Source organism: Gordonia phosphorivorans (assembly GCF_042432625.1).
In the GTDB taxonomy this organism is placed as follows: Bacteria; Actinomycetota; Actinomycetes; order Mycobacteriales; family Mycobacteriaceae; genus Gordonia; species Gordonia phosphorivorans.
Genome location: NZ_JBHLWV010000024.1, coordinates 83,290 through 103,694 on the forward strand (window position 1 = coordinate 83,290; position 20,405 = coordinate 103,694).

General features: G+C 70.5%; 18 protein-coding genes and 1 pseudogene. 2 read left to right on the forward strand and 17 right to left on the reverse strand.

Annotation, left to right across the window (positions count from 1 at the left end):
- Positions 1 to 2: 2 nt before the first annotated feature.
- The 12 genes and pseudogenes from nuoL to ACFFJD_RS13915 all read right to left on the reverse strand — a co-directional run bounded on the left by nuoL (position 3) and on the right by ACFFJD_RS13915 (position 12,587).
- Positions 3 to 1,928 (reverse strand): NADH-quinone oxidoreductase subunit L, encoded by a 1,926-nt coding sequence (gene nuoL / locus ACFFJD_RS13860; RefSeq protein ID WP_382365128.1) that lies wholly within the window; start codon positions 1,926 to 1,928, stop codon positions 3 to 5.
- A 5-nt stretch (positions 1,929 to 1,933) separates the two neighbouring features.
- Positions 1,934 to 2,233 carry an NADH-quinone oxidoreductase subunit NuoK gene (gene nuoK / locus ACFFJD_RS13865; RefSeq protein WP_382365130.1) on the reverse strand — a complete coding sequence of 100 codons (300 nt, stop codon included), beginning with the start codon at positions 2,231 to 2,233 and terminating at the stop codon, positions 1,934 to 1,936.
- On the reverse strand, positions 2,230 to 3,036 hold the full coding sequence (locus ACFFJD_RS13870; RefSeq protein ID WP_382365132.1) for an NADH-quinone oxidoreductase subunit J: 807 nt from the start codon (positions 3,034 to 3,036) through the stop codon (positions 2,230 to 2,232). The genes nuoK and ACFFJD_RS13870 overlap by 4 nt, the downstream gene beginning before the upstream one ends.
- Positions 3,033 to 3,542 carry an NADH-quinone oxidoreductase subunit NuoI gene (nuoI, locus tag ACFFJD_RS13875; RefSeq protein ID WP_382365134.1) on the reverse strand — a complete coding sequence of 170 codons (510 nt, stop codon included), beginning with the start codon at positions 3,540 to 3,542 and terminating at the stop codon, positions 3,033 to 3,035. The genes ACFFJD_RS13870 and nuoI overlap by 4 nt, the downstream gene beginning before the upstream one ends.
- Positions 3,535 to 4,818, reverse strand: coding sequence for an NADH-quinone oxidoreductase subunit NuoH (gene nuoH / locus ACFFJD_RS13880; RefSeq protein WP_382365136.1), 1,284 nt, complete (start codon positions 4,816 to 4,818; stop codon positions 3,535 to 3,537). Before nuoH ends, nuoI begins: the two co-directional genes overlap by 8 nt.
- Positions 4,815 to 7,193, reverse strand: a complete 2,379-nt coding sequence (locus ACFFJD_RS13885; RefSeq protein WP_382365138.1) for an NADH-quinone oxidoreductase subunit G — start codon at positions 7,191 to 7,193, stop codon at positions 4,815 to 4,817. The genes nuoH and ACFFJD_RS13885 overlap by 4 nt, the downstream gene beginning before the upstream one ends.
- A pseudogene (gene nuoF, locus ACFFJD_RS13890) lies at positions 7,190 to 9,171 on the reverse strand (NADH-quinone oxidoreductase subunit NuoF). The gene ACFFJD_RS13885 and the pseudogene nuoF overlap by 4 nt, the downstream one beginning before the upstream one ends.
- A complete protein-coding gene (locus ACFFJD_RS13895) occupies positions 9,168 to 10,463 on the reverse strand; it encodes an NADH-quinone oxidoreductase subunit D (RefSeq protein WP_382365140.1) in 1,296 nt (431 codons plus the stop codon). The pseudogene nuoF and the gene ACFFJD_RS13895 overlap by 4 nt, the downstream one beginning before the upstream one ends.
- Complete coding sequence (locus ACFFJD_RS13900; RefSeq protein WP_382365142.1) at positions 10,460 to 11,101, reverse strand: NADH-quinone oxidoreductase subunit C; 642 nt, start codon at positions 11,099 to 11,101, stop codon at positions 10,460 to 10,462. Before ACFFJD_RS13900 ends, ACFFJD_RS13895 begins: the two co-directional genes overlap by 4 nt.
- Positions 11,098 to 11,652 carry a NuoB/complex I 20 kDa subunit family protein gene (locus ACFFJD_RS13905; RefSeq protein WP_382365144.1) on the reverse strand — a complete coding sequence of 185 codons (555 nt, stop codon included), beginning with the start codon at positions 11,650 to 11,652 and terminating at the stop codon, positions 11,098 to 11,100. The genes ACFFJD_RS13900 and ACFFJD_RS13905 overlap by 4 nt, the downstream gene beginning before the upstream one ends.
- Positions 11,653 to 11,667: 15 nt before the next feature.
- Positions 11,668 to 12,030 carry an NADH-quinone oxidoreductase subunit A gene (locus ACFFJD_RS13910; RefSeq protein ID WP_382365146.1) on the reverse strand — a complete coding sequence of 121 codons (363 nt, stop codon included), beginning with the start codon at positions 12,028 to 12,030 and terminating at the stop codon, positions 11,668 to 11,670.
- Positions 12,031 to 12,146: 116 nt separating this feature from the next.
- Positions 12,147 to 12,587 carry a hypothetical protein gene (locus ACFFJD_RS13915; RefSeq protein ID WP_382365148.1) on the reverse strand — a complete coding sequence of 147 codons (441 nt, stop codon included), beginning with the start codon at positions 12,585 to 12,587 and terminating at the stop codon, positions 12,147 to 12,149.
- Positions 12,588 to 12,688: 101 nt separating this feature from the next.
- On the opposite strand from ACFFJD_RS13915, the gene ACFFJD_RS13920 reads away from it, so the two are divergent.
- Positions 12,689 to 13,195, forward strand: a complete 507-nt coding sequence (locus ACFFJD_RS13920) for a GNAT family N-acetyltransferase (RefSeq protein ID WP_382365150.1) — start codon at positions 12,689 to 12,691, stop codon at positions 13,193 to 13,195.
- A 4-nt stretch (positions 13,196 to 13,199) separates the two neighbouring features.
- On the opposite strand, the gene ACFFJD_RS13925 is transcribed toward ACFFJD_RS13920, so the two are convergent.
- The 3 genes from ACFFJD_RS13925 to ACFFJD_RS13935 all read right to left on the reverse strand — a co-directional run bounded on the left by ACFFJD_RS13925 (position 13,200) and on the right by ACFFJD_RS13935 (position 17,133).
- Positions 13,200 to 14,204, reverse strand: a complete 1,005-nt coding sequence (locus tag ACFFJD_RS13925) for an NYN domain-containing protein (protein ID WP_382365152.1) — start codon at positions 14,202 to 14,204, stop codon at positions 13,200 to 13,202.
- A gap of 8 nt (positions 14,205 to 14,212) precedes the next feature.
- Positions 14,213 to 14,944 (reverse strand): hypothetical protein, encoded by a 732-nt coding sequence (locus ACFFJD_RS13930; protein WP_382365154.1) that lies wholly within the window; start codon positions 14,942 to 14,944, stop codon positions 14,213 to 14,215.
- Positions 14,945 to 15,042: 98 nt separating this feature from the next.
- Positions 15,043 to 17,133 (reverse strand): sigma factor-like helix-turn-helix DNA-binding protein, encoded by a 2,091-nt coding sequence (locus tag ACFFJD_RS13935; RefSeq protein WP_382365156.1) that lies wholly within the window; start codon positions 17,131 to 17,133, stop codon positions 15,043 to 15,045.
- 94 nt (positions 17,134 to 17,227) lie between these two features.
- Between ACFFJD_RS13935 and ACFFJD_RS13940 the strand changes: the two genes are divergently transcribed.
- Positions 17,228 to 17,539, forward strand: coding sequence for a 4a-hydroxytetrahydrobiopterin dehydratase (locus ACFFJD_RS13940; protein WP_382365158.1), 312 nt, complete (start codon positions 17,228 to 17,230; stop codon positions 17,537 to 17,539).
- On the opposite strand, the gene ACFFJD_RS13945 is transcribed toward ACFFJD_RS13940, so the two are convergent.
- The gene (locus ACFFJD_RS13945) at positions 17,515 to 18,609 is read right to left on the reverse strand and encodes a calcium:cation antiporter (RefSeq protein WP_382365160.1); all 1,095 of its coding nucleotides are present in this window, start codon (positions 18,607 to 18,609) and stop codon (positions 17,515 to 17,517) included. The genes ACFFJD_RS13940 and ACFFJD_RS13945 overlap by 25 nt on opposite strands.
- 92 nt (positions 18,610 to 18,701) lie before the next feature.
- The gene (locus ACFFJD_RS13950) at positions 18,702 to 19,670 is read right to left on the reverse strand and encodes a YihY/virulence factor BrkB family protein (RefSeq protein ID WP_382365162.1); all 969 of its coding nucleotides are present in this window, start codon (positions 19,668 to 19,670) and stop codon (positions 18,702 to 18,704) included.
- Positions 19,671 to 20,405 lie beyond the last annotated feature (735 nt).

A 20,405-nucleotide genomic window follows, 5' to 3' on the forward strand; every position in this document is an offset into this window, starting at 1 on the left:
CGTCACAGTGCGCTCACCACCCAGGTCAGCACGCCGATCACCAGGGTGCCGACCAGGATCGACGCCGCGTAGGAGCGGACGAATCCGGTTTGCAGGCCGCGGCTGAGCCGGGACAGCCCGGTCACGCCCGCACCCAGCCCCTCCGGGATGCGCGCCACCGCGCGGTCCTCCACCAGGACGGCGGCCGCGGTGAGCGCCCGGCCCGGCGCCTCGAAGACGCCCTCGTTGAAGGCATCGCCGTACAGGTCGCGGCGGGCGGCGACGGTGAGCACACCGACCTCGGTCGGGGCTACCACCGGCACCGGTCGCGTACCGTACCGGCGCCACGCCAGCGCGATGCCGATCGCGACCACCACCAGCACGATGGCCGTCACGGCCGCGGCCGACAGCGGACCGTCGTGATGTTCGGGAGCCCCGACGACCGGTGCCAACCAGTCGGCCAGGGTGCCGCCGATCACCAGGAAACCGCCCAGCAGCAACGACCCGACCGCGAGCACGATCATCGGCACCGTCATCACCGCCGGTGCCTCGACCGGCTCCGGTGCTGCGGACTGTGTGTCGGCGGGCGGCTCGGCCCACCTGCGCTCGCCGAAGAAGGTCATCGCCATCACCCGCGTCATGTAGTACGCGGTCAGGCCCGCACCGAGGACGGTCACCACGAAGAGCAGCGTCCCGCGGACCCCTCCGGCCGCGAGTGCTGTCTCGATGATGCCGTCCTTGGTGAAGAACCCGGAGAACGGGGGAATGCCGATGAGCGCGAGGTAACCGAAACCGAAGGTCACGAACGTGACGGGCATGAGCCGGGCCAGTCCGCCGTAGCGGCGCATGTCGGTCTCGTCGTCCATCGCATGCATCACCGATCCGGCGCCGAGGAACAGGCCGGCCTTGAAGAAGCCGTGGCCGAGGAGGTGGGCGATGGCCAGCGCGTAGCCCGCGGGCCCGAGCCCGGCGGCGAGCACCATGTAGCCGATCTGACTCATGGTGGAGGCGGCGAGGGCCTTCTTGATGTCGTCCTTGGCGCACCCGATGATCGCACCGAACAGCAGGGTCACCGCGCCGACGACGAGCACGGCGGTCTGCGCCCCCGGCGCCGCGTCGAAAAGCGGGGCCGACCGGGTGATCAGGTAGACGCCCGCGGTGACCATGGTGGCCGCGTGGATCAGCGCCGACACCGGGGTGGGGCCCTCCATCGCGTCCAGCAGCCACGCCTGCAGGGGCACCTGCGCGGATTTGGCGCACGCCGCCAACAGCAGCAGCAGACAGATCCAGGTGAGGGTGGACTCGGTCGCGGTGTCGACGGCGCCGAAGACGTCGCCGAAGCCCACCGAGCCGACGGTCGCGAACATGATCATCAGGGCGATGACGAAGCCGAAGTCGCCGACGCGGTTGACCACGAAGGCCTTCTTGGCCGCGGTGGCCGCCGACGGTTTGTGCTGCCAGAAGCCGATCAGCAGGTACGACGCCAGGCCGACGCCCTCCCAGCCCAGGTAGATGCCCAGGTAGCCGTCGGCCAGCACCAGCACCAGCATGGCGGCCAGGAAGAGGTTGAGGTACGCGAAGAAGCGGCGACGGTCGCCGTCGTGGGCCATGTAGCCGATGGAGTAGACGTGGATCAGGGTGCCCACCACGGTGATCAGCAGCACGAAGCACACCGACAGCTGGTCCAGGCGCAACGCGGCGTCGACGCGGAAGTCCCCGGCCTCGATCACCTGCCAGCCGGTGGAGGTGACCGTGCGCGCGGTCTCGTCGCGGCCGATCATCGCAGTCACCGAGGCGAGCGCGGCGACGGCGGCGAGGCCGGCCAGCGCGGTGGCCAGCAGGTGTCCCCACCTGTCGGTGCGGCGACCGCCGAGCAGCAGCACGGCCGCCCCCAGCGCCGGCAGGCCGGGCAGCCACCACAGCAACGCGGCCCAGAATCCGCTCGTCACCGCCATCACCGCCTCAGCAGATCGGCGTCGTCGACGGAGGCGGAGCGTCGGGTGCGGAAGATCATCATGATGATCGCCAGGCCCACCACCACTTCGGCGGCGGCCACGACCATGGTGAAGAAGGCGATGACCTGCCCGTCCAGGCTGGCGTGCATGCGGGCGAAGGTGACGAACGCCAGGTTGGCCGCGTTCAGCATCAGCTCCACGCACATGAAGACCACCAGGGCGTTGCGCCGCAGCAGCACCCCGGAGGCGCCGATGGCGAACAGGATCGCGGCCAGGTACAGGTAGTTCGCCGGGTTCACGTGTCCTCCTCGGGGCGCGTAAGCAGGCGGGGTGACTCGTCGAGCAGGTGCGGCAGGGAACGCGGGTTGAGCAACGCGTTCACCGAGGCCTTCGACGGGCGCCCGTCCGGTTCGCGGGCCGGGACGTCGACGGCGTTGTAGCGGGCGAACACCCCGGGCGGGGGCAGCGGGGTCACTTGGCGTCCCTCCCGCACGCGGGCGATGGACAGCTCGCGCTGCCCCCGGCGGGGACCGAGGCGCTGTCGGTGGGCCAGCACCATCGCGCCCAGCGTGGCGGTGATCAGCAGCGCCCCGGTGAGTTCGAAGGCCCACAGGTAGTCGACGAAGATCAGTTCGGCCAGCGCGCGGATGTTCGCGTTGCCGCCGCCGGGTTCGGTGCCCCCGCTGAAGTCCGGCGCGCCCCGGAACGGAGTCAGGGTGGCGGTGCCGATGGCCGCGACCAGCAGAATCGCGAACCCGATACCGAGCCCGGCGCCGAGATACCGTTGCCCGCGAATGGTCTCGGTGAGCGACTCCGACGAGTCCACGCCGATCAGCATGAGCACGAACAGGAACAGCATCATCACCGCGCCGGTGTAGACCACCACCTGCACCACCCCCAGGAACAGGGCGCCCTGCAGCACGTAGAACACCGCGAGAATGATCATGGTCATCGCGAGGAAGACCGCCGAATACACCGCGCGCGGACTGAGCACCACGCCCAGCGCGCCGATCACCACGATCGTCGCGAGCACCCAGAAGGTGACCGCTTCGCCGGCACCGGTGCGGGTCAGTTCGGTGGCCGCGAGCAGGGCCGACGTCATTGCGGCCCCACCTCACCGCGGTAGTAGTTCTCCGGGCGGGTGCCGGTCGCCATCGGGTGCGGCGGCGGTTGCATGCCGTCCTCGAGCGGGGCGAGCAGCTGATCCTTCTCGTAGATCATTTCGGCGCGGCTGGGACCGGTCATCTCGTAGTCGTCGGTCATGGTCAGCGCGCGCGTGGGGCAGGCCTCGACGCACAGCCCGCAGCCGATGCAGCGCAGATAGTTGATCTGGTAGACGCGGCCGTAGCGTTCGCCCGGCGAATAGCGCTCGTCGTCGGTGTTCTCGGCGCCCTCCACCAGGATGGCGTCGGCGGGGCAGGCCCACGCGCACAGTTCGCAGCCGATGCACTTCTCCAGGCCGTCGGCGTAGCGGTTGAGCTGGTGGCGGCCGTGGTAGCGGGCGGCGGTGGGCGTCTTCTCCTCGGGATACTGCTCGGTGATCGGCTCGGTGAACATGGCGCCGAGGGTCAAGCCGAATCCGGCGACGCTCTTGGGCAGTTCAGGCATCGGTGGCCTCCTTCACGGGTAGGACCTGGCCGGGCAGCGGCGGCACGGGGAAGCCGCCGGCGAACGGATCGAAGGGCGCGCTCGGGTCCGGCGGCGCGGCGTCGGGAATCGACGACGAGCCGGCGCCGACGACGCGGCCGATCGCGACCACCATCGCCGCGGTCACGGCCAGCCCCACGCCGCCGAAGATCAGGCCCGAGGTCCAGGCGGCCATGCCGCGGGTGGCCTGCGCGATCACCGCGACCACCATCACCCAGCCCAGGGCGAACGGGATCAGCACCTTCCAGCCCAACGTCATGAACTGGTCGTAGCGCAGCCGCGGCAGGGTGGTGCGCAGCCAGATGAAGACGAATAGGAAGCACCACATCTTGAGGACGAACCACAGCAGCGGCCACCACCCGGAGTTGAGCGAGCCGATCAGACTCAGCGGCCACGGCACCTGCCAGCCGCCGAGGAACAGGGTGGTGGCCAGCGCCGACACCGTCGCCATGTTGATGTACTCGGCGAGCATGAACATGGCGAACTTGAGCGAGGAGTACTCGGTGTGGAAGCCGCCGACCAGCTCGCCCTCGGCCTCGGGCAGGTCGAACGGGGCCCGGTTGGTCTCGCCGACCATGGAGATCGCGTAGATGACGAACGACGGCAGCAGCACCAGCACGTACCAGCGGCCGTGCTGGCCGGCGACGATCCCGGAGGTGGACATGGTGGCCGAGAGCAGGAAGACCGCGGCGAAGCTCAGGCCCATCGCGATCTCGTAGGAGATCACCTGGGCGGTGGACCGCAGACCGCCCAGGAGCGGATAGGTGGAGCCCGACGACCAGCCGGCCAGCACGATGCCGTACACCCCGATGGAGGTGACGGCGAGAACGTAGAGCACCGCCACCGGGAGGTCGGTCAGCTGCAGCGGGGTGTGGTGGCCGAACACCGACACCGACGGTCCCATCGGGATCACCGCGAAGGCCAGGAACGCCGGGACCACCGCGATGATCGGGGCCAGCAGGTACAGCGGCTTGTCCACGCCGAACGGCGTCATGCCCTCCTTGAGCGCGAGCTTCACGCCGTCGGCCAGGCTCTGCAGCAGGCCGTGCCAGCCGACGCGGTTGGGGCCCAGGCGCCTCTGCATGCGCGCCATCGCCTTGCGTTCGACCAGGATGGCCGCGAGCACCGTGACCACCAGGAATGCGAAGATGCCGATCGCCTTGGCCAGCATCAGCCACCACGGGTCGTGGCCGAAGTCGGCGAGGTCGGGAAAGTCGGGGGTGTGCGCGAGAATCATCGGGCCGCCCCCACCCGCACGTCGATCCCGGACCGGCCGGCCAGCGCCGGCGGCAGCGGGGCGCGCGGCGCGTTCATCGGCAGCCACACCACGCGATCGGGCATGTCGGTGATCGCCAACGGCAGGGTCACCGAACCCCGTTCGGTGGAGCAGGTCACCGGGTCGCCGTCGCTCAGGTGCAGGGCCGCGGCGGCCGCCGGGGACAGGCGGACCACGGGGCGCCGCGCGGTGCCGGCGAGATGCGGCTCGTTGTCTTGGAGCCGGCCGTCGCCGAGCAGCATACGCCAGGTGGCCAAGGTGAAGGTGTCGGCGTGGGCGGGCGCGGGCGTCGACGACGGCGCGGCGGTCGAGCCCGGCGGCGTGACCCGTTCCCCGCGCCACGACCCGATGGCGGCGAACTCGCGGTGGATGTCGGCGCCGCTGTCGCAGCCGAGGTCGGTGTCGGCCGCCGCGGCCAGGGCGTGCAGCACGCGGTGATCGGAGAGGGTGGCGTGACCGTCGGCCGCGGCCGGCAGCGCCCGCTCGAACGGTCGGGGACGCCCCTCCCAGCTGACGAAGGTGCCGGCCTTCTCGTCGACGCTCGCGACGGGGAAGACCACGTCGGCGAACTCGGTGACCGTCGACGGGCGTTGCTCCAGGCTGACCACGAAGGCGTCGGCGAGGGCGCGGCGCCCGGCGTCCGGGTCGGGCAGATCGTGCAGGTCGACGGCGCCGGTGATCACGGCGTTCAGGTCGCCGCCGCGCAGCGCCGCCAGGATCCCGGCGGTGTCCCGGCCGGGCGCGGCGGGCGGGGTCACGCCCCAGAGCGCGGCGAGGTCGCGCCGGGCTCGTTCGGAGGTCACCGGCCGGCCGGCCGGCAGCAGGTTCGGTGCCGCACCCACGTCGAGGGCGCCGCGTTCGCCGGCGCGCCGCGGCACCCAGGCCAGACCGGCGCCGGTGCCCGCGGCCACGGCGGCCGCCGCCGACAACGCGCCCGGCGCGTCGGCCAGGCGTTCGCCGATCAGCAGCAGCGCTCCGGGCGTCGACAGCAGCTCGTGCACCGCGGGCGAGGAGAGCACCGACGCTTCGTCGCCGGGCACGCAGGTCAGCACGGTGGCCGAGGTCTTCACCGAGCCGGGCGTGCGCCACGGCGCGATGGTGGTGACCGTCATTCCGCCCCGCCGCACGGCCTTGCGCAGCCGAAGATGCAGGATCGGGCATTCCTCCTCGGGATCCAGCCCGGCCAGCACCACCACCGGTGCGGCCTCCACCCGCGAGCAGGTCACGCCGATCCCGGTGCCGGCCACGTGCGCGGCCAGGAACTCGGTCTCCTCGGCGCTGTGGCTGCGCACCCGCACGTCGATGTCGTTGGTGTGCAGCACCGTGCGCGCGAATTTGCCGTAGGCGTAGGCGTCCTCGACGGTGGCCCGTCCGCCCACCAGCACCCCGGCGCGCACCCCCGCCCCGGTGAGCCCGCGGGCGGCGACCGTCAGCGCATGCGACCACGACGCCGGCGCGAGGACGCCGTCCTCGCCGCGCACCAGCGGCACCCGGAGTCGGTCGGCGGCCTGGGCGTAGGTGAAGGCCCAGCGGCCCTTGTCGCAGTTCCACTCCTCGTTGACCTCGGGGTCGTCGCCGGCCTGCCTGCGCAGCACGGCGCCGCGGCGGTGATCGGTGCGTTGCGCGCACCCGGCCGCGCAGTGCTCGCACACGCTCGGGGTGGACACCAGATCGAAGGGCCGCGCCCGGAACCGATAGGCCGTGCCGGTCAAGGCGCCGACCGGGCAGATCTGCACGGTGTTGCCGGAGAAGTAGGAGTCGAACGGTTCGTCGGCGTAGGCGCTGACCTGTTCCAGGGCGCTGCGGTCGGCGAGTTCGATGAGCGGGTCACCGGCGATCTCGTCGGCGAAGCGGGTGCAGCGGGCGCACAGGACGCAGCGTTCGCGGTCCAGCAGGATCTCCGACGACAGCGGCACCGGCTTGGTGTAGATCCGCTTGGTCCCGGTGAACCGGGAGCGGGGTCGCCCGGCCGACATCGCCTGGTTCTGCAGCGGGCATTCCCCGCCCTTGTCGCAGGTGGGGCAGTCGAGCGGATGGTTGATCAGCAGCAGCTCCATCACCCCGGACTGGGCGCGGGCGGCCTCGGTGGAGGTGTGCTGCGTGCGGACCACCATGCCCTCGGCCACCGGAATGGTGCACGAGGCCATCGGCTTGCGCTGCCCGGAGATCTCCACCAGGCACTGACGGCAGGCGCCGACCGGGGCCAGCAGCGGGTGATCGCAGAACCGCGGGATCTCGATGCCGACCAGCTCGGCGGCGCGGATCACCAGCGTGCCGGCGGGCACCGTCACCTCCACGTCGTCGATGGTCAGGGTGACCATGTCCGGGGCGGTCATGGTGTGCCGCCGTCGGCGAAGGCGGTCGACTGCGCGGGATCGAACGGGCAGCCGCCGGGGAAATGGGCCAGGTATTCCTCGCGAAAGTACTTGAGCGAACTCATGATCGGGGCTCCCGCGGCGTCGCCGAGGGCACAGAAGGCCTTGCCCACGATGGAGTCGGTGATGTCGACCAGCGTCGTCAGGTCCGCTTCGGTGGCGTCCCCGGCCTCCAGCCGCCGCATCATCTGAACCAGCCAGTAGGTGCCTTCCCGGCAGGGCGTGCACTTGCCGCACGACTCGTGGGCGTAGAACTCGGTCCACCGGGTCACGGCCCGGACCACGCAGACGGTGTCGTCGAAGATCTGCAGCGCCTTGGTGCCCAGCATGGAACCGGCTTCGGCGACCCCCTCGTAGTCCAGGGGCACGTCCAGGTGCTCGGCGGTGAGCAACGGGGTCGACGATCCGCCGGGAGTCCAGAACTTCAGGGTGTGCCCGGCCCGGATCCCGCCGGCCCGGTCGAGCAGTTCGCGCAGGGTCACGCCCAGCGGCGCCTCGTACTGGCCGGGGCGCGCGACGTGCCCGGACAGCGAGTAGAGGGTGAAACCGGGGGAGCGTTCGGTGCCCATCGACGTGAACCAGTCCGCGCCGTTGCGCACGATGGCCGGGACGCTGGCGATGGATTCGACGTTGTTGACCACGGTGGGACTGGCGTACAGCCCGGCCGTCGCCGGGAACGGCGGACGCAGGCGGGGTTGTCCGCGGCGGCCCTCGAGCGAGTCCAGCAGCGCGGTCTCCTCGCCGCAGATGTAGGCGCCGGCGCCGGCGTGGACCACCAGTTCCAGGTCCAGCCCGGAGCCGAGCACATTGCGGCCGAGCAGCCCGGCGTCGTAGGCCTCGCGGACGGCCTCGCGGAGGCGGCGCACCACCGAGGCCACTTCGCCGCGGATGTAGATGAACGCGTGGCGGGCGTCGATGGCGTACGCGGCGATCAGGATGCCCTCGATCAGCATGTGCGGCGCGGCCAGCATCAGGGGCATGTCCTTGCACGTGCCGGGCTCGGACTCGTCGGCGTTGACCACCAGGTAGTGCGGCGTCGTGGTCGGCTGCGGAATGAACGACCACTTGGTGCCGACCGGGAAGCCGGCGCCGCCGCGGCCGCGCAGACCGGAGTCCTTCACCAGTTCGATCACCTCGGCCGGGCGCATCCGCAGCGCGGCCTTCAAACCCTGATAACCGTTGCGCCGCAAGTAGTTCGGCAGCGTCCACGACTCCTCGTCGGACCAGTGACGGCTGAGCACCGGCGCGTGCGCCGGCTCGGGGATCGGGGACGGCAGATCGACGGTGATCATGGCTCCTCCTCCGGGGCCCCGGCCAACAGGCGGGCGGCCTGTCGGAAGGTACACAGCGACGACGCGCCGCGGCTGGGGACGACGGGCGCCCCGGCGCGCAGGTCGGCGATCAACCGCTGCGCCGAGTCGGGGGTCTGCTCGTCGAAGAACTCCCAATTCACCATCACCACCGGTGCGAAGTCGCAGGCCGCATTGCACTCCACCCGCTCCAGGGTCACCGCGCCGTCGTCGGTGGTCTCGCCCACGGCGATCCCCAGGCCGTCGCTGAGGGCGGCCAGGATCGCGTCGCCGCCGAGCACCGCGCACAGGGTGGTGGTGCAGACCCCGACGAGATGCGTGCCTGTGGGTTCCCGGCGGTACATCGTGTAGAAGGTGGCCACCCCCGCCACCTGCGCGTGCGTCAGCTCGAGGGTGCGGGCGCAGAAGTCGATCCCGGCCCGAGTGACGTAGCCGTCGTGGCTCTGCACCAGATGCAGCAGCGGCAGCAGGGCCGAACCGGACTGCGGGTACCGGGCCACGATCGGCGCGGCGTCGGCGGCCAGGGCGGACGCGGTCTCGTCGTCGTAGCGTTCGGGTCCGCCGAACTCCAGGCGCGGGTGGGCGGGCGAGGCGGAGAACGTCAGCGGCAGGGGAATCGGCTCGCTCATCGGTCCACACCTCCCATCACCGGATCGATGCTGGCCACGGCCGTGATGACGTCGGCCACCAGGCCGCCCTCGCACATGGCGGCCACCGCCTGCAGGTTGGTGAACGACGGATCCCGGAAGTGCACCCGGTAGGGCCGGGTCCCGCCGTCGGAGACCACGTGCACGCCCAGTTCCCCGCGCGGGGCCTCCACCGCCACGTAGCACTGGCCCGGCGGCACCCGCAGCCCCTCGGTGACCAGCTTGAAGTGGTGGATCAGCGACTCCATGGAGCCGCCCATGATCTCGGCGATGTGCTCGGGCGCGTTGCCGAGACCGTCCGGGCCGACGGTGAGCTTGGCCGGCCAGGCCAGCTTGCCGTCGCCCACCATCACCGGTCCCGGTTCCAGGCGGGCCAACGCCTGGCGGGCGATCTTGATCGACTCGTGCATCTCCTGCACCCGGATCAGGTAGCGGCCGTAGGAGTCGCACGCGGTGTCGGTGGCGACGTCGAATTCGTAGTCCTCGTAGCCGCAGTAGGGGGCGGAGACGCGCAGATCGTGCGGCAGTCCGGTCGAGCGCAGCACCGGCCCGGTGATGCCCAGCGCCATCGCGCCGGTCAGGTCCAGGTAGCCCACGCCGCGGGTGCGCGCCTTCCAGATCGGATTGTGGGTGAGGAGGGTTTCCACCTCGGCGATCTGTGCGGGCAGGGCGTCGAGCACCGCGGCGATCGCCTCCACGGCGCCGTCGGGCAGGTCCGCGGCCAGGCCGCCCGGCCGGATGAAGGCGTGGTTCATGCGCAGACCGGTGATGTCCTCGAACAGGTCCAGGATCGTTTCGCGGGCGCCGAAACCGAGGAACATCGGGGTCACCGCGCCCAGCTCCATCCCGCCGGTGGCCAGGGCCACCAGATGCGAGCTGATGCGGTTGAGCTCCATGAGGAGCACCCGGATCGCGGTGGCGCGCGGCGGGATGTCGTCGGTGATGCCCAGCAGCTTCTCCACGCCCAGGCAGTAGGCGGTTTCGCTGAAGAACGGGGCGAGGTAGTCCATCCGGGTCACGAACGTGACCCCCTGCACCCAGTTGCGGTACTCCAGGTTCTTCTCGATACCGGTGTGCAGGTAGCCGATGCCGCAGCGGGCCTCGGTGACCGTCTCGCCCTCGATCTCCAGGATCAGACGCAGCACGCCGTGGGTGGACGGGTGCTGCGGGCCCATGTTGACCACGATGCGCTCGTCGGCGGCGCCGCGATCGGCGAGCGTCTGCACCAGATCGTTCCAGTCCCGGCCGCTGACGGTGTAACTCTGCTGGGTCATCGATACGATCTCCGCTCGTCCGGCGGCGGCACCGTGGCGCCCTTGTATTCGACCGGAATGCCGCCGAGCGGGTAGTCCTTGCGCTGCGGGTGCCCCGCCCAGTCGTCGGGCATCTCGATCCGGGTCAGCGAGGGATGGCCGGCGAAGACGATGCCGAAGAAGTCGTAGGTCTCGCGCTCGTGCCAGTCGTTGGTCGGATAGACCGCGACCAGGCTCGGGACGCGCGGGTCGTCATCGGGCGCGGTGGTCTCCATCCGCAGCAGCCGGTTGTGGGTGATCGAACGGAGGGGATAGACCGCGTGCAGTTCGCGCCCGGTCCGCTGCGGGTAGTGCACGCCGTTCACGCCCAGGCACAGTTCGAAGCGCAGCGTCGGCTCATCGCGCAGGGTGGCCGCGGCGGCGAGCAGATGGCGTCGGGCGATCACCAGGGTCAGTTCGCCGCGGTCGACGACCACCTGCTCCAATGCCGCGGTCGGGTCCACCCCGCGCGCGGTCAGGCCCGCGATCAGGTCGTCGACCACCTCGTCGAACCAGCCGCCGTAGGGACGCTCCGCGGCCACCGGCAGGGCGACGGTGGTGCGCAGTCCGCCGAAGCCGGACGTGTCGCCGGTCCCGGGCGGCCCGAACAGCCCGCTCATCGGAGCAGCCCCTTCAGCTCCAGCGTGGTGGGTGCGGCCAGCGCCGCGCGCTCGGCGGCGCGGGCGGCTTGCTCGCGGTGCACGCCCAGGGGTTCGGCGGCGATCTGCTCGTGCAGCGCCAGGATCGCGTTCAGCAGCATCTCCGGGCGCGGCGGGCAGCCGGGGAGATAGATGTCGACCGGCACCACATGGTCCACGCCCTGCACGATGGCGTAGTTGTTGAACATGCCGCCCGAGGACGCGCACACACCCATGGCGAGCACCCACTTCGGTTCGGCCATCTGGTCGTAGATCTGCCGCAGCACCGGCGCCATCTTCTGGCTGACGCGTCCGGCGACGATCATCAGGTCCGCCTGCCGCGGGGAGGCGCGGAAGGCCTCCATGCCGAACCGTGCCAGATCGTATTTGCCCGAGGTGGTGGCCATCATCTCGATGGCGCAGCACGCCAACCCGAAGGTGGCCGGCCACAGCGAGCCCTTGCGCATGTAGCCGGCGAGCTTCTCGACGGTGGTCAGCAGAAACCCGCCCGGCAGCTGTTCTTCGATTCCCATTGCGCCTCGCCTCCGTCAATCCCACCGCAGTCCGCCGCGCCGCCACTCGTAGGCGTAGGCGACCGACACGTTGACCAGGAACAGGCCCACCGCGATCAGGCCGAACCAGCCGAGGCTGTCGGCGGCCACCGCCCACGGATAGAGGAAGACGATCTCGATGTCGAAGATGATGAAGAGCATGGCGGTGAGGTAGTACTTCACCGGAAAACGCTGCACCATCCCGGCCGTCGGCGGCAGCGGTTCGATGCCGCATTCGTAGGCTTCGAGCTTGGCGCGATTGTGCCGCCGCGGGCCGACGACGGAGGCCAGAACCACCGAGACCAGGGCGAAGGCGAGGGCCACGGCGCCCAGCATCAGGATCGGTGCGTATGCGTTCATGTCGCCTCCGTCCTCGTTGTGCCGCAACTGAATTGGCCTACTCGGCGTGATCAGTGCCACGCATGTGACTTGCCACACACACTAGTCACGGATGGCGCGGAAGTGGGGAGGAACGCTCAGGCCCGAGCGGGTCCGCGACGCAGCAACGCGGTGACCTCGTGCGAGAGCGCGATCGGGTCCACCGGGAGGGTGGCGCTGGCGTCGGCGCGGGACCAGTCGGCGAGCCAGCGATCGGCCGCACGGGCGATCAGCACCAGCAGCGGAGGGCACGGGTCGTACTCGTCGCGCAGCTGCTTGGCCAGGCCCAGACCGCCGTACGGGGCGGTCTCGCCGTCCAGGATCACCAGGTCGACGGTGCCGGTGTCGAGCTCGGTCAGCACGATCGGTGCCGTCGCCACGTCGAGGAACTCCAGCTCCGGCAGCTCCGGGTGCAGGCGAGTGCCCAGCGCCCCGCGCACCTGGGCGCGCGTGCGGTGATCGTCGGAGTAGATCAGGACGCGGAGCACCACGCCGTCGTCGCGGCGACTCTCGCGCGGGGCACCCGAAGGCTGGTCCATAGTGGCCGACCCTACTTCGCCGGTGTCCGCGAGCGGGGGGCTTAGGCTGGAATCAGCGGTCGGTGCGGTGTCGGCCCCGAGGAGAATGAGGAGACGTCCCGATGACGGCTGCGCTGCGCACGCTGGAACGAGCGGATCTGCCCTTTGTGCACGGGTTGTTCAACGATCCGGAGGTGGTGCGCTACTGGTTCGTCGAACCGACCTACTCGCTGGCGGCGATGGAGGACCGGTACTCGCAACGCATCCACGACGAGTCGGAGCGGCGCTTCGTGATCGACGACGCGGGACGCCGCTGCGGGATCGTCGAGCTGGTGAACATCGATGTGCGACACCGTCATTGCGAGTTCCAGATCATCGTGGCACCCGACGCGCAGGGCAACGGCTACGCGGGCATCGCCACGCGGTCGGTGCTGCGGTACGCCTTCGCGATCCTGAACATGCACAAGGTCTACCTGCTGGTGGACAACGCCAACGCGGCGGCGATCCACGTCTACGAGAAGGCCGGGTTCCGCAGCGAGGGCGTGCTGCGGGAGGAGTACTTCGCCGACGGCGCCTACCAGGACGTCACGCGGATGGCGATCTTCCAGCGCGACTTCCTCGCCGACTGATCGGCTAGCGGCCCGCCGCCGACAGTGCGTCGTGCCGGTCCCAGAAGCGGTTGCGGAGCCGGAAACGCGCCTGCTCGGGCAGGTCGTAGACGTCGATGGCTTCGCACGCATCCAGCAGCAGCGCCCGATCGAGGTCGCGGGGGATCGACGGGCGCGAGTGCGCCAGGGCAGCCTTGGCGTTCTCGTCGGAGCTGGTCAGGAACGAGTTGACCACCTGTTCGGCGATGCGGTCGATGAGGTCCGGGGTGAGGGCCTCGGGCACGGTCTCCTCGCACGGGGTCCGCTGATACTCGGCCGCCACATAGCTGTCGGCTCCCGTCGACGAGGTGTACGCCAACACCGGGGCCGGCGCCTTCGCCGGAGTCGCGATGGGTCGCGAGGTCGCCAGATCCCGCGGGGACGGACCGGGCTTGGGAGCGGGGACCGCAGGCGCCGGGACGGCGGCGGCCGGCGCGGCGTCGAGCTCCACCTTGAGGGCGGCGTCGTCGATGATCGCGCCGTCGACCACTTGCAGATCGTCGACGGCCCGCAGCAGATGCTTGCTGACGCCGTGCGGGCGGTCGCCGTTGACCGGTACGGCCAGCAGCACCACCTGGACGCCGTGCACCTGCGCTTCCTCCACCGCCTCGGTCAGGTCGTCGTCACCGGTGACCAGGAAGAACACGTCGGAGGTCTTGTTGCGGGCGTGGGTCACCAGGTCGAGTCCGATCCGCAGATCGACCCCCTTCTGCTGGCCTTCGTAGCCGACGCGGCCGAGCCGCAGCTTCACCTTCGCGAGTTCACCGATGCGCTGCTGCTGGTAGTCGGGCACGCCGTTGTGGGCGGAGTCGTACCAGTGCACGCGCAGCAGTGGCAGCCCGGACTGGTCCTGCACCAGCGCGATGAGCGAGTCGATCAGTCGGCGGTACTCCACGTGGATGCCGCTGCGCAGCGAGGTCCCGGTGACTCGTCGGGCGGCCGACGCCAGCAGGTAGCCGGTGTCGATGTAGAGAGAACACGTCGATCGCATGCCTCCCACTATGTCAGCGGGGTGCGACGTTCATCGGTGTCTGACAAGGCCGCCAGCGCCTGGCGTGCTTCGTCGAGTTCCCGGCTGAGTGCCGCGACGCGTTCGCGGGCCTGTTCGCGCGCGACGTGCAGCACGCTGCCGACCGCCTCGATCGCCGAGGTGTCGCCGAGTCCTGCCACCGCGGACTCGACCGCGTCGGCCGGTACCTCGCGCGAACGCTGTGGCTTCCGCCCGCCTCGGGCGACGGCCACCGACCAGGTGTTGTCGGGGGAGCCGAACAGGGTCACGGTCACCGACTTCGGCGGGCCGGCCGACGGCGTGCGGGGGACGGGCGTTCGGGAGGCCTGCGGGGCCGGGGCGGCGGCAACCTTCTTGGCGGGCGCCTTCTTCGCGGGCGCAGTCTTCTTCGGGGCGGCAGACGTGGCGTCGGTCTTCTTGGCGGCGGTCTTCTTGAGAGCGGCCGACTTGCTGGGCGCCGGGGCCGGCGGCGGGTTCTTGGTGCGGCGCAGTTCGTCGGCCTCGTAGGGCAGCTCGTCGTCCACGCCGCGGGGACGCACCACCACGGTCTGGCCCTCGACGGCGATCACCCGGGCCGAACTGCCGGGCGGCAGGCCCAGGCTGGGCGTGCCCTCCCGCAGGTACACCGTGGCGCGGCGGCCCTCGGCGACGGCGGCGGCGAGCACCGCCAGATCCTCGGCGGTGAGCGAGGCGGGGACGGCGGAACGGCGGCGCGGCGGCATGGTGGGAGTCCTCCCTGTCATCGGTTGCCTGCGGGGTCATCGGTTGCCTACGGGCTGATCGGTTGCTTCGAGTGTCCCACGCGCGCAGCGCCGCGGTCTCACCCGTCGACGAGGTCGGCGAGGTCCTCCTCGCCGCGGGCGACCAGCGCGGACCGGACGGTGTCGGCGGAGGCTTCCTCGGGCAGTCCGACGGCCACCGCCAGCACGGACCTGGCCGCAGCCGGATCGGCGACGGGGGCGCCGGAGCCGGGCGCGCCGACGGCGGCGAGCAGCCGGTCCGCGGGGTCCTCGGCGCTGCTGCGGGCGTCCTCGATGTCGAAACCGCCGTCGTCGGTGAACACCAGGAACACTTCGGTGGGCGGATCGTCGGCGGTGTCGGCGAAGAAGCGGCGGACGCTGCCGAGACTGGGCTGCAGGGACGTCCACGACACCAGCTGCGGCCCGTGCGCCGAGGACAGCTGCCGGGACTGGCCGTGCTCGAGCCCGAGCGCGGTGGTCAGCGCGATCGGCAGGGGCGAACCGCTGCCGCGCAGGTGCTCGGCGTTGACGGTCACCCGCAGCTTCCACGCCGACCCGACGCGGTACAGGTGCCGGGTCTGCGCGGGCGACTTGCGCGGCTGCGGGGCGTGATCGGTGCGCGTGACGATGCCGTCGTCGGTGCGGTACGGCGGGGCGGCGGCGTAGGCGACGATGCTCGCGGGTTTCACGTCGAAGCGCGGGGCGAGGGAGTCGACCAGCTGTTCCAGCGGTGCGCTGCCGCCGACCTCGTCGAGCAGGTCGCCGATGGCGCCGCGGATGGTGGCGTACTCGCGTCCGCCCCATGCGCGCAGACCCCACTGGGTGCGGCTGACCCGGCTGAACCGTTCGTCACCGGTCATCTGGTTGACCATCGAGCGGGCCGACCGCTCCACGTGGAAGCTTGCGACCAGTTCCTCCGGGGTCATCGGCTCGCCGTGCAGCGACAGCACCGCCGCCGCATAGTCCTCGATGGTGCCGGTGCGCGTCAGGATCGCCTCGCGATTGACCACGTGGCCCAGCGCGGTGACCCAGTCGGTGCGCCACCTCGGGTCCTCGTCGGGCAGTGCGGCGGCGGTGAGGTCGGCGAGGGCCGCCGGATCGACCACGCCGTAGTCGTCGGCGCGGTCGAGCAGGAGCTGCTGGGTCTTCTCCCGCGCGCTCTGCAGCGTGGGGGAGGCGGCCCAGGGTCCGTCGACCTCGAACGGGGCGCCGATTCCGACCAGGACCCGCCACAGCGGCCGACCGACGGCGGCGACCTCCTCGCCGATGGCCGGCAGCGCGGCCACCACGTGCGCGAGGGGACGGACCGCGTCCATGACGACCACGGCCGAGTCGATCAGGAACTGCGCATCGGAGTTGTTCTCCAGCCAGTCGTAGAGGTCGTCGAGCGCGCGGGCCTCATACTGCCGCACCCGTTCGCGGGAGACGCCGAACCGTTCGCCGAGGGCCTCCAGGCGGGTGCGCTCCTCGGTGAGGCGGCGTTCGACGAAGACCTCGAGGTCACGTTCGGGCAGGTCCTGCAGTCGTCGGCTGAGTTGGTCGGCGACGCTCGTCGCGCGTGCGGCCACGGCCGGTGCCGCCGCGGTGAGGGCGTGCAGGCGCCGGTGCGCGTCGCGGGCCACCGAGGGTGCGGCCGCGGGCAGCTCGCTCAGCAGCGGGGTGTCCTCGTCGCCGGTCGCGCGCCACCAGCGGGCGATGATCTCCAGATCCCGGATCACGTCGTCGACCGCGCGCCGCCGGGCATCGGAATGATCGCCGCCGACCCGGTCCGCCTGGGTGGACAGCTTCACCAGGCGGCTCAGCAGGGGCAGCACCGAACCCATGCCCATGCCGCGGCTACCCAGGATCGCCGAGGTGGTGACGTCGCGAATGCGATCGGTGGTGAAGGTAGAGGAGGCGAGCAGCCAGTTCGCGGTGCGAGTGGGCAGGTTCGGGTCGGGGATCAGGTCCACCCCGCCCGGCAGCAGCGGCAGCAGTTCGCCGAGGGCGACGGTGGGCTGCGTCTCGGCGATGAGCACCGCGATCAGGTCGCAGTGGGCGCGGGCCACCTCCGGGTCGGCGTCGGCGGGGTGGTCGTCGATCCAGAAGAACTCGGGATCGCCGCCCTGTTCGGTGAGCCACGGAGCGGCGTCGAGCCAGGAGAGGCGGGCTTCTGGGGAATCCGGACTCATACCGTTCAGTCTTACCGAAGGCGGTCGTCGATGGATCGATCGGGTGATTTCCCTGCGCGTCGACAGGGGTCGCGCGGCGTCGTAGCATCGCGGCATGGGTGCCGATCCTCGCCGATTGTCCGCCGCCGACGCCGCCGCACAGATTCCGGCGGGATGGCGGGTGGACGGCGATGTTTTGCGCGCCGACTACCGCACCGGATCGATGGTGCGGGGCCTGGCCTTCGTGCAGGCGATCGTCGACGCGGCCGAAGCCGCAGGCCACCACCCGGACCTGGACTTTCGGTACGGCACCGTCGGGGTGGCGCTGACCACGCACGACGTCGGCGGTCTCACCGAACTCGACGTCGCCCTGGCCCGACGCATCGCCGAACTGGCCCCGGGCTACACGAACAGCACCAGCGCGTAGACGGCGAAGACCAGCAGGTGCAGCGCGCCGTGCCAGGCACGGATCCGGCGCGCGCCGAAGGTCGCGAACGACAACGCGAGTGAGACGGCCAGCAGAATCAGGTGGGTCCCGGACTCGGCCAGCACCACCGTCTTGCCGGTGAGCAGTCCGATCACCAGGACCGCCGGGATGGTCAGGCCCACGGTGGACACCAGTGCGCCGTGGCACAGGTTGCTCACCCGCGTCGTCTCGCCGGCGCGGCCGGCCCGGATCGCGGTGAGCGATTCCGGCAGGAAGACGATCGCCGCGATCAGTAGGCCGGCCAGCGGTTCGGGGGCGCCGAGGCGTGCCAGGCCGTCGTCGAGCAGGCTCGCCAAATCGTGCGAGAGCAGCACGATGGGAATCGCGGTGACCACCAGCAGCGCGATGCGGGTGAGGATCTCGCGGCGGTGCTCGGCCCACACCCGGCCCGCCGGCGGATGCTTGGGCTCGGCTGCGGCGCCCGGTTCGCGGAAGGCATCCGCGTCGGGCCCGGTCTGCCGGTACAGGAAGAAGGCGTACAGCCCGAGGGTGCCGACGGCGACGACGACGGCTTGCGCCGCGGTGTACGAGCCGTCGACGCCGATCAACTTCGGGAGCGCGAAGGCCACGGCGCACAGCAGCACCAGCAGGACCAGGTAGATCCTCGTGCCGGTGCGGTTGACCGTGAGACCGTCGCGGTGTCGTCGGCCGCCGACCACGAGCGCGGCGCCCACCACCAGGTTCACGATGATCATCGACACGGCCATCACCGAGTCGCGGGCGATGGTGGGGTGCGCGCCGGGCCCCAGCAGGATCGCCGAGATCAGCACCACCTCGATCAGCACGATCGACAGCGTGAGGATCAGGGTGCCGTAGGGGTCGCCGAGGCGGTGGGCCAGCGACTCGGCCTGGGTCACCACCCCGAAGGCGGCGATGACGATGACCAGGACGATCCCGGCGAGCGCCGCGATCAGCAGCGGGGCGGGGACGGGGGCGGCGAGCAGGTCGCCGGAGAGGGTGAGCGCGACGAACGCGCCCCAACCGAGAACGATGCGGGCGAGGCCGGACATGAGGGGGTCGACTCCGGGCGGGGTCGTCCCCGCGAGGAAGAAGGCGGCCGGGTCGTCCCGGTCGGCGCAGGCGCTGCGTGCGCCCCGCCAGCTTAGGTCTTCTCGCGCGGATTATCGAACGTGACCTCGATGGTTTGGAAGCCCTTCTGCCGCTGCGCCTGCGCCAGCTGCCGATAGGCGTTCTCGTCGCCCTCGGTGAGCACCACGTTGTCGGTGAACGGTGTGAGCAGGGCGCGCGGGTAGAGCTTGTCGACGCGGACGGCGTTGATCTCGAGGCAGATCACCACCATCGCGGCGGCCAGGTAGATGAACGCGATCAGCCCCAGCACCATGGCGAAGACGCCGTTGATCTTCTCGGTGCGCGCGATGACGCGCTCGATGTAGAAGCCGCCGAAGTGCTCGAGGAGTTGCCAGCCGATCGCCGCGATCGCCGCGCCGGGCAGGACGTCGAGCACCCGCACCTTGCGCGCGGTGCCGAAGATGAAGGCGAAGGTGAACACCACCAACGCCAGCAGCAGGGTGCCTGCGCGCGTGTACAGCTCGCCGAGCCCGGTCACGTCGAAGGAGGCGGCGGTGATGCTGATCGCGACGAGGGCGACCATCGTCAGGCCGACGGTGAACAGCAGCACCAGTCCGCGCAGTCGCACCTTGATCGGGTTGGGCCGGCTGTTGCGCGGGACGTCCCAGACGGCGTTCATGGCGTTCTGGGAGGCGACGGCCACGCCGAGACCGCCGTAGAGCGCACCCACTAGGCCGATGACGACGGCCACCGTGCCGCCGCTGAGAGCCGCCGGGTCGTTGAGCTGGCCGCCGATCACCGGGATCTCGCTGAGGGTGGAACTGACGATCTGATCGCGCAGGCCGGGATTGTTCTCCAGCACGAAGCCCAGGACGGTGGTGAACAGCAGCAGGAGCGGGAACAGCGAGACGAATCCGTAGTAGGTGATCAGCGCGGCCAGGTAGCCGCCCTGGTCGTCGACGAACTTGTAGATCACCGCCAGCGGATAGCCCGTCTTGGGGTAGCGGCGCTGAAAGCGGTCCAGACGCTCGACGACCGACAACGCACCCTCCAGCTACTCGCGCACGTCGTCTCGTCCCGTCGTGGCTGCTCGGCCCCGAGCATATCCACTTCCGGCCCGCAGGGGCACCGCGCCCAGTCCGCGCCGCCGGAAGTCGACGCTGTGTGCCACTGTCGTTACAGTTGGGCTTTCTTCACTACGGTGTCGCAGTTCGAACACCGGAGTTGGTTGGTCGTGTAGGGCTGAAGCGTATGCCTTCCGCAGTTCGGGCACTGGTGACCTTTAGCCATGTTCGTTCTTCTCTCTCTCGAAGCGAGCAACCTCGGCCCACCCGCCCGCGAGTCCACGCCCGGCGCCAGACAGCCATCAATGATTGATCTTATATGGTGTCTCTGACCTGCACTCTTGCGGCTAATAGTGAATGGCGCCATCTGAGAGTCGTCTTCGAAGGGGCAGACGGTTGCCCGCTTCCATCGGAAAGAACTTCCTGGACTCAGCGTGCCAGCCACGCATCCCCACCAGCCAGCACAGCCGGGTGTCTCAGCGACCGGAAACCGGCCCGATGGGCCCCTCGGGGCACCGTGATTCGGAGGATTGAACATCTTCAAACCTTTCTCACCGCCGCCGAGGTCGACCGGCTTGTTGACGACTACAGCGACGGCGCGACGGTAAACGGGCTCTTCGTATTTCAGAGTGCGTTGACTCGTTCGGTGAGCTGACCCGAGTGCAGTAGGGACCGCAAGATGTAGTGGTCGAGGTTGCGGAAGCCTTGCGCGA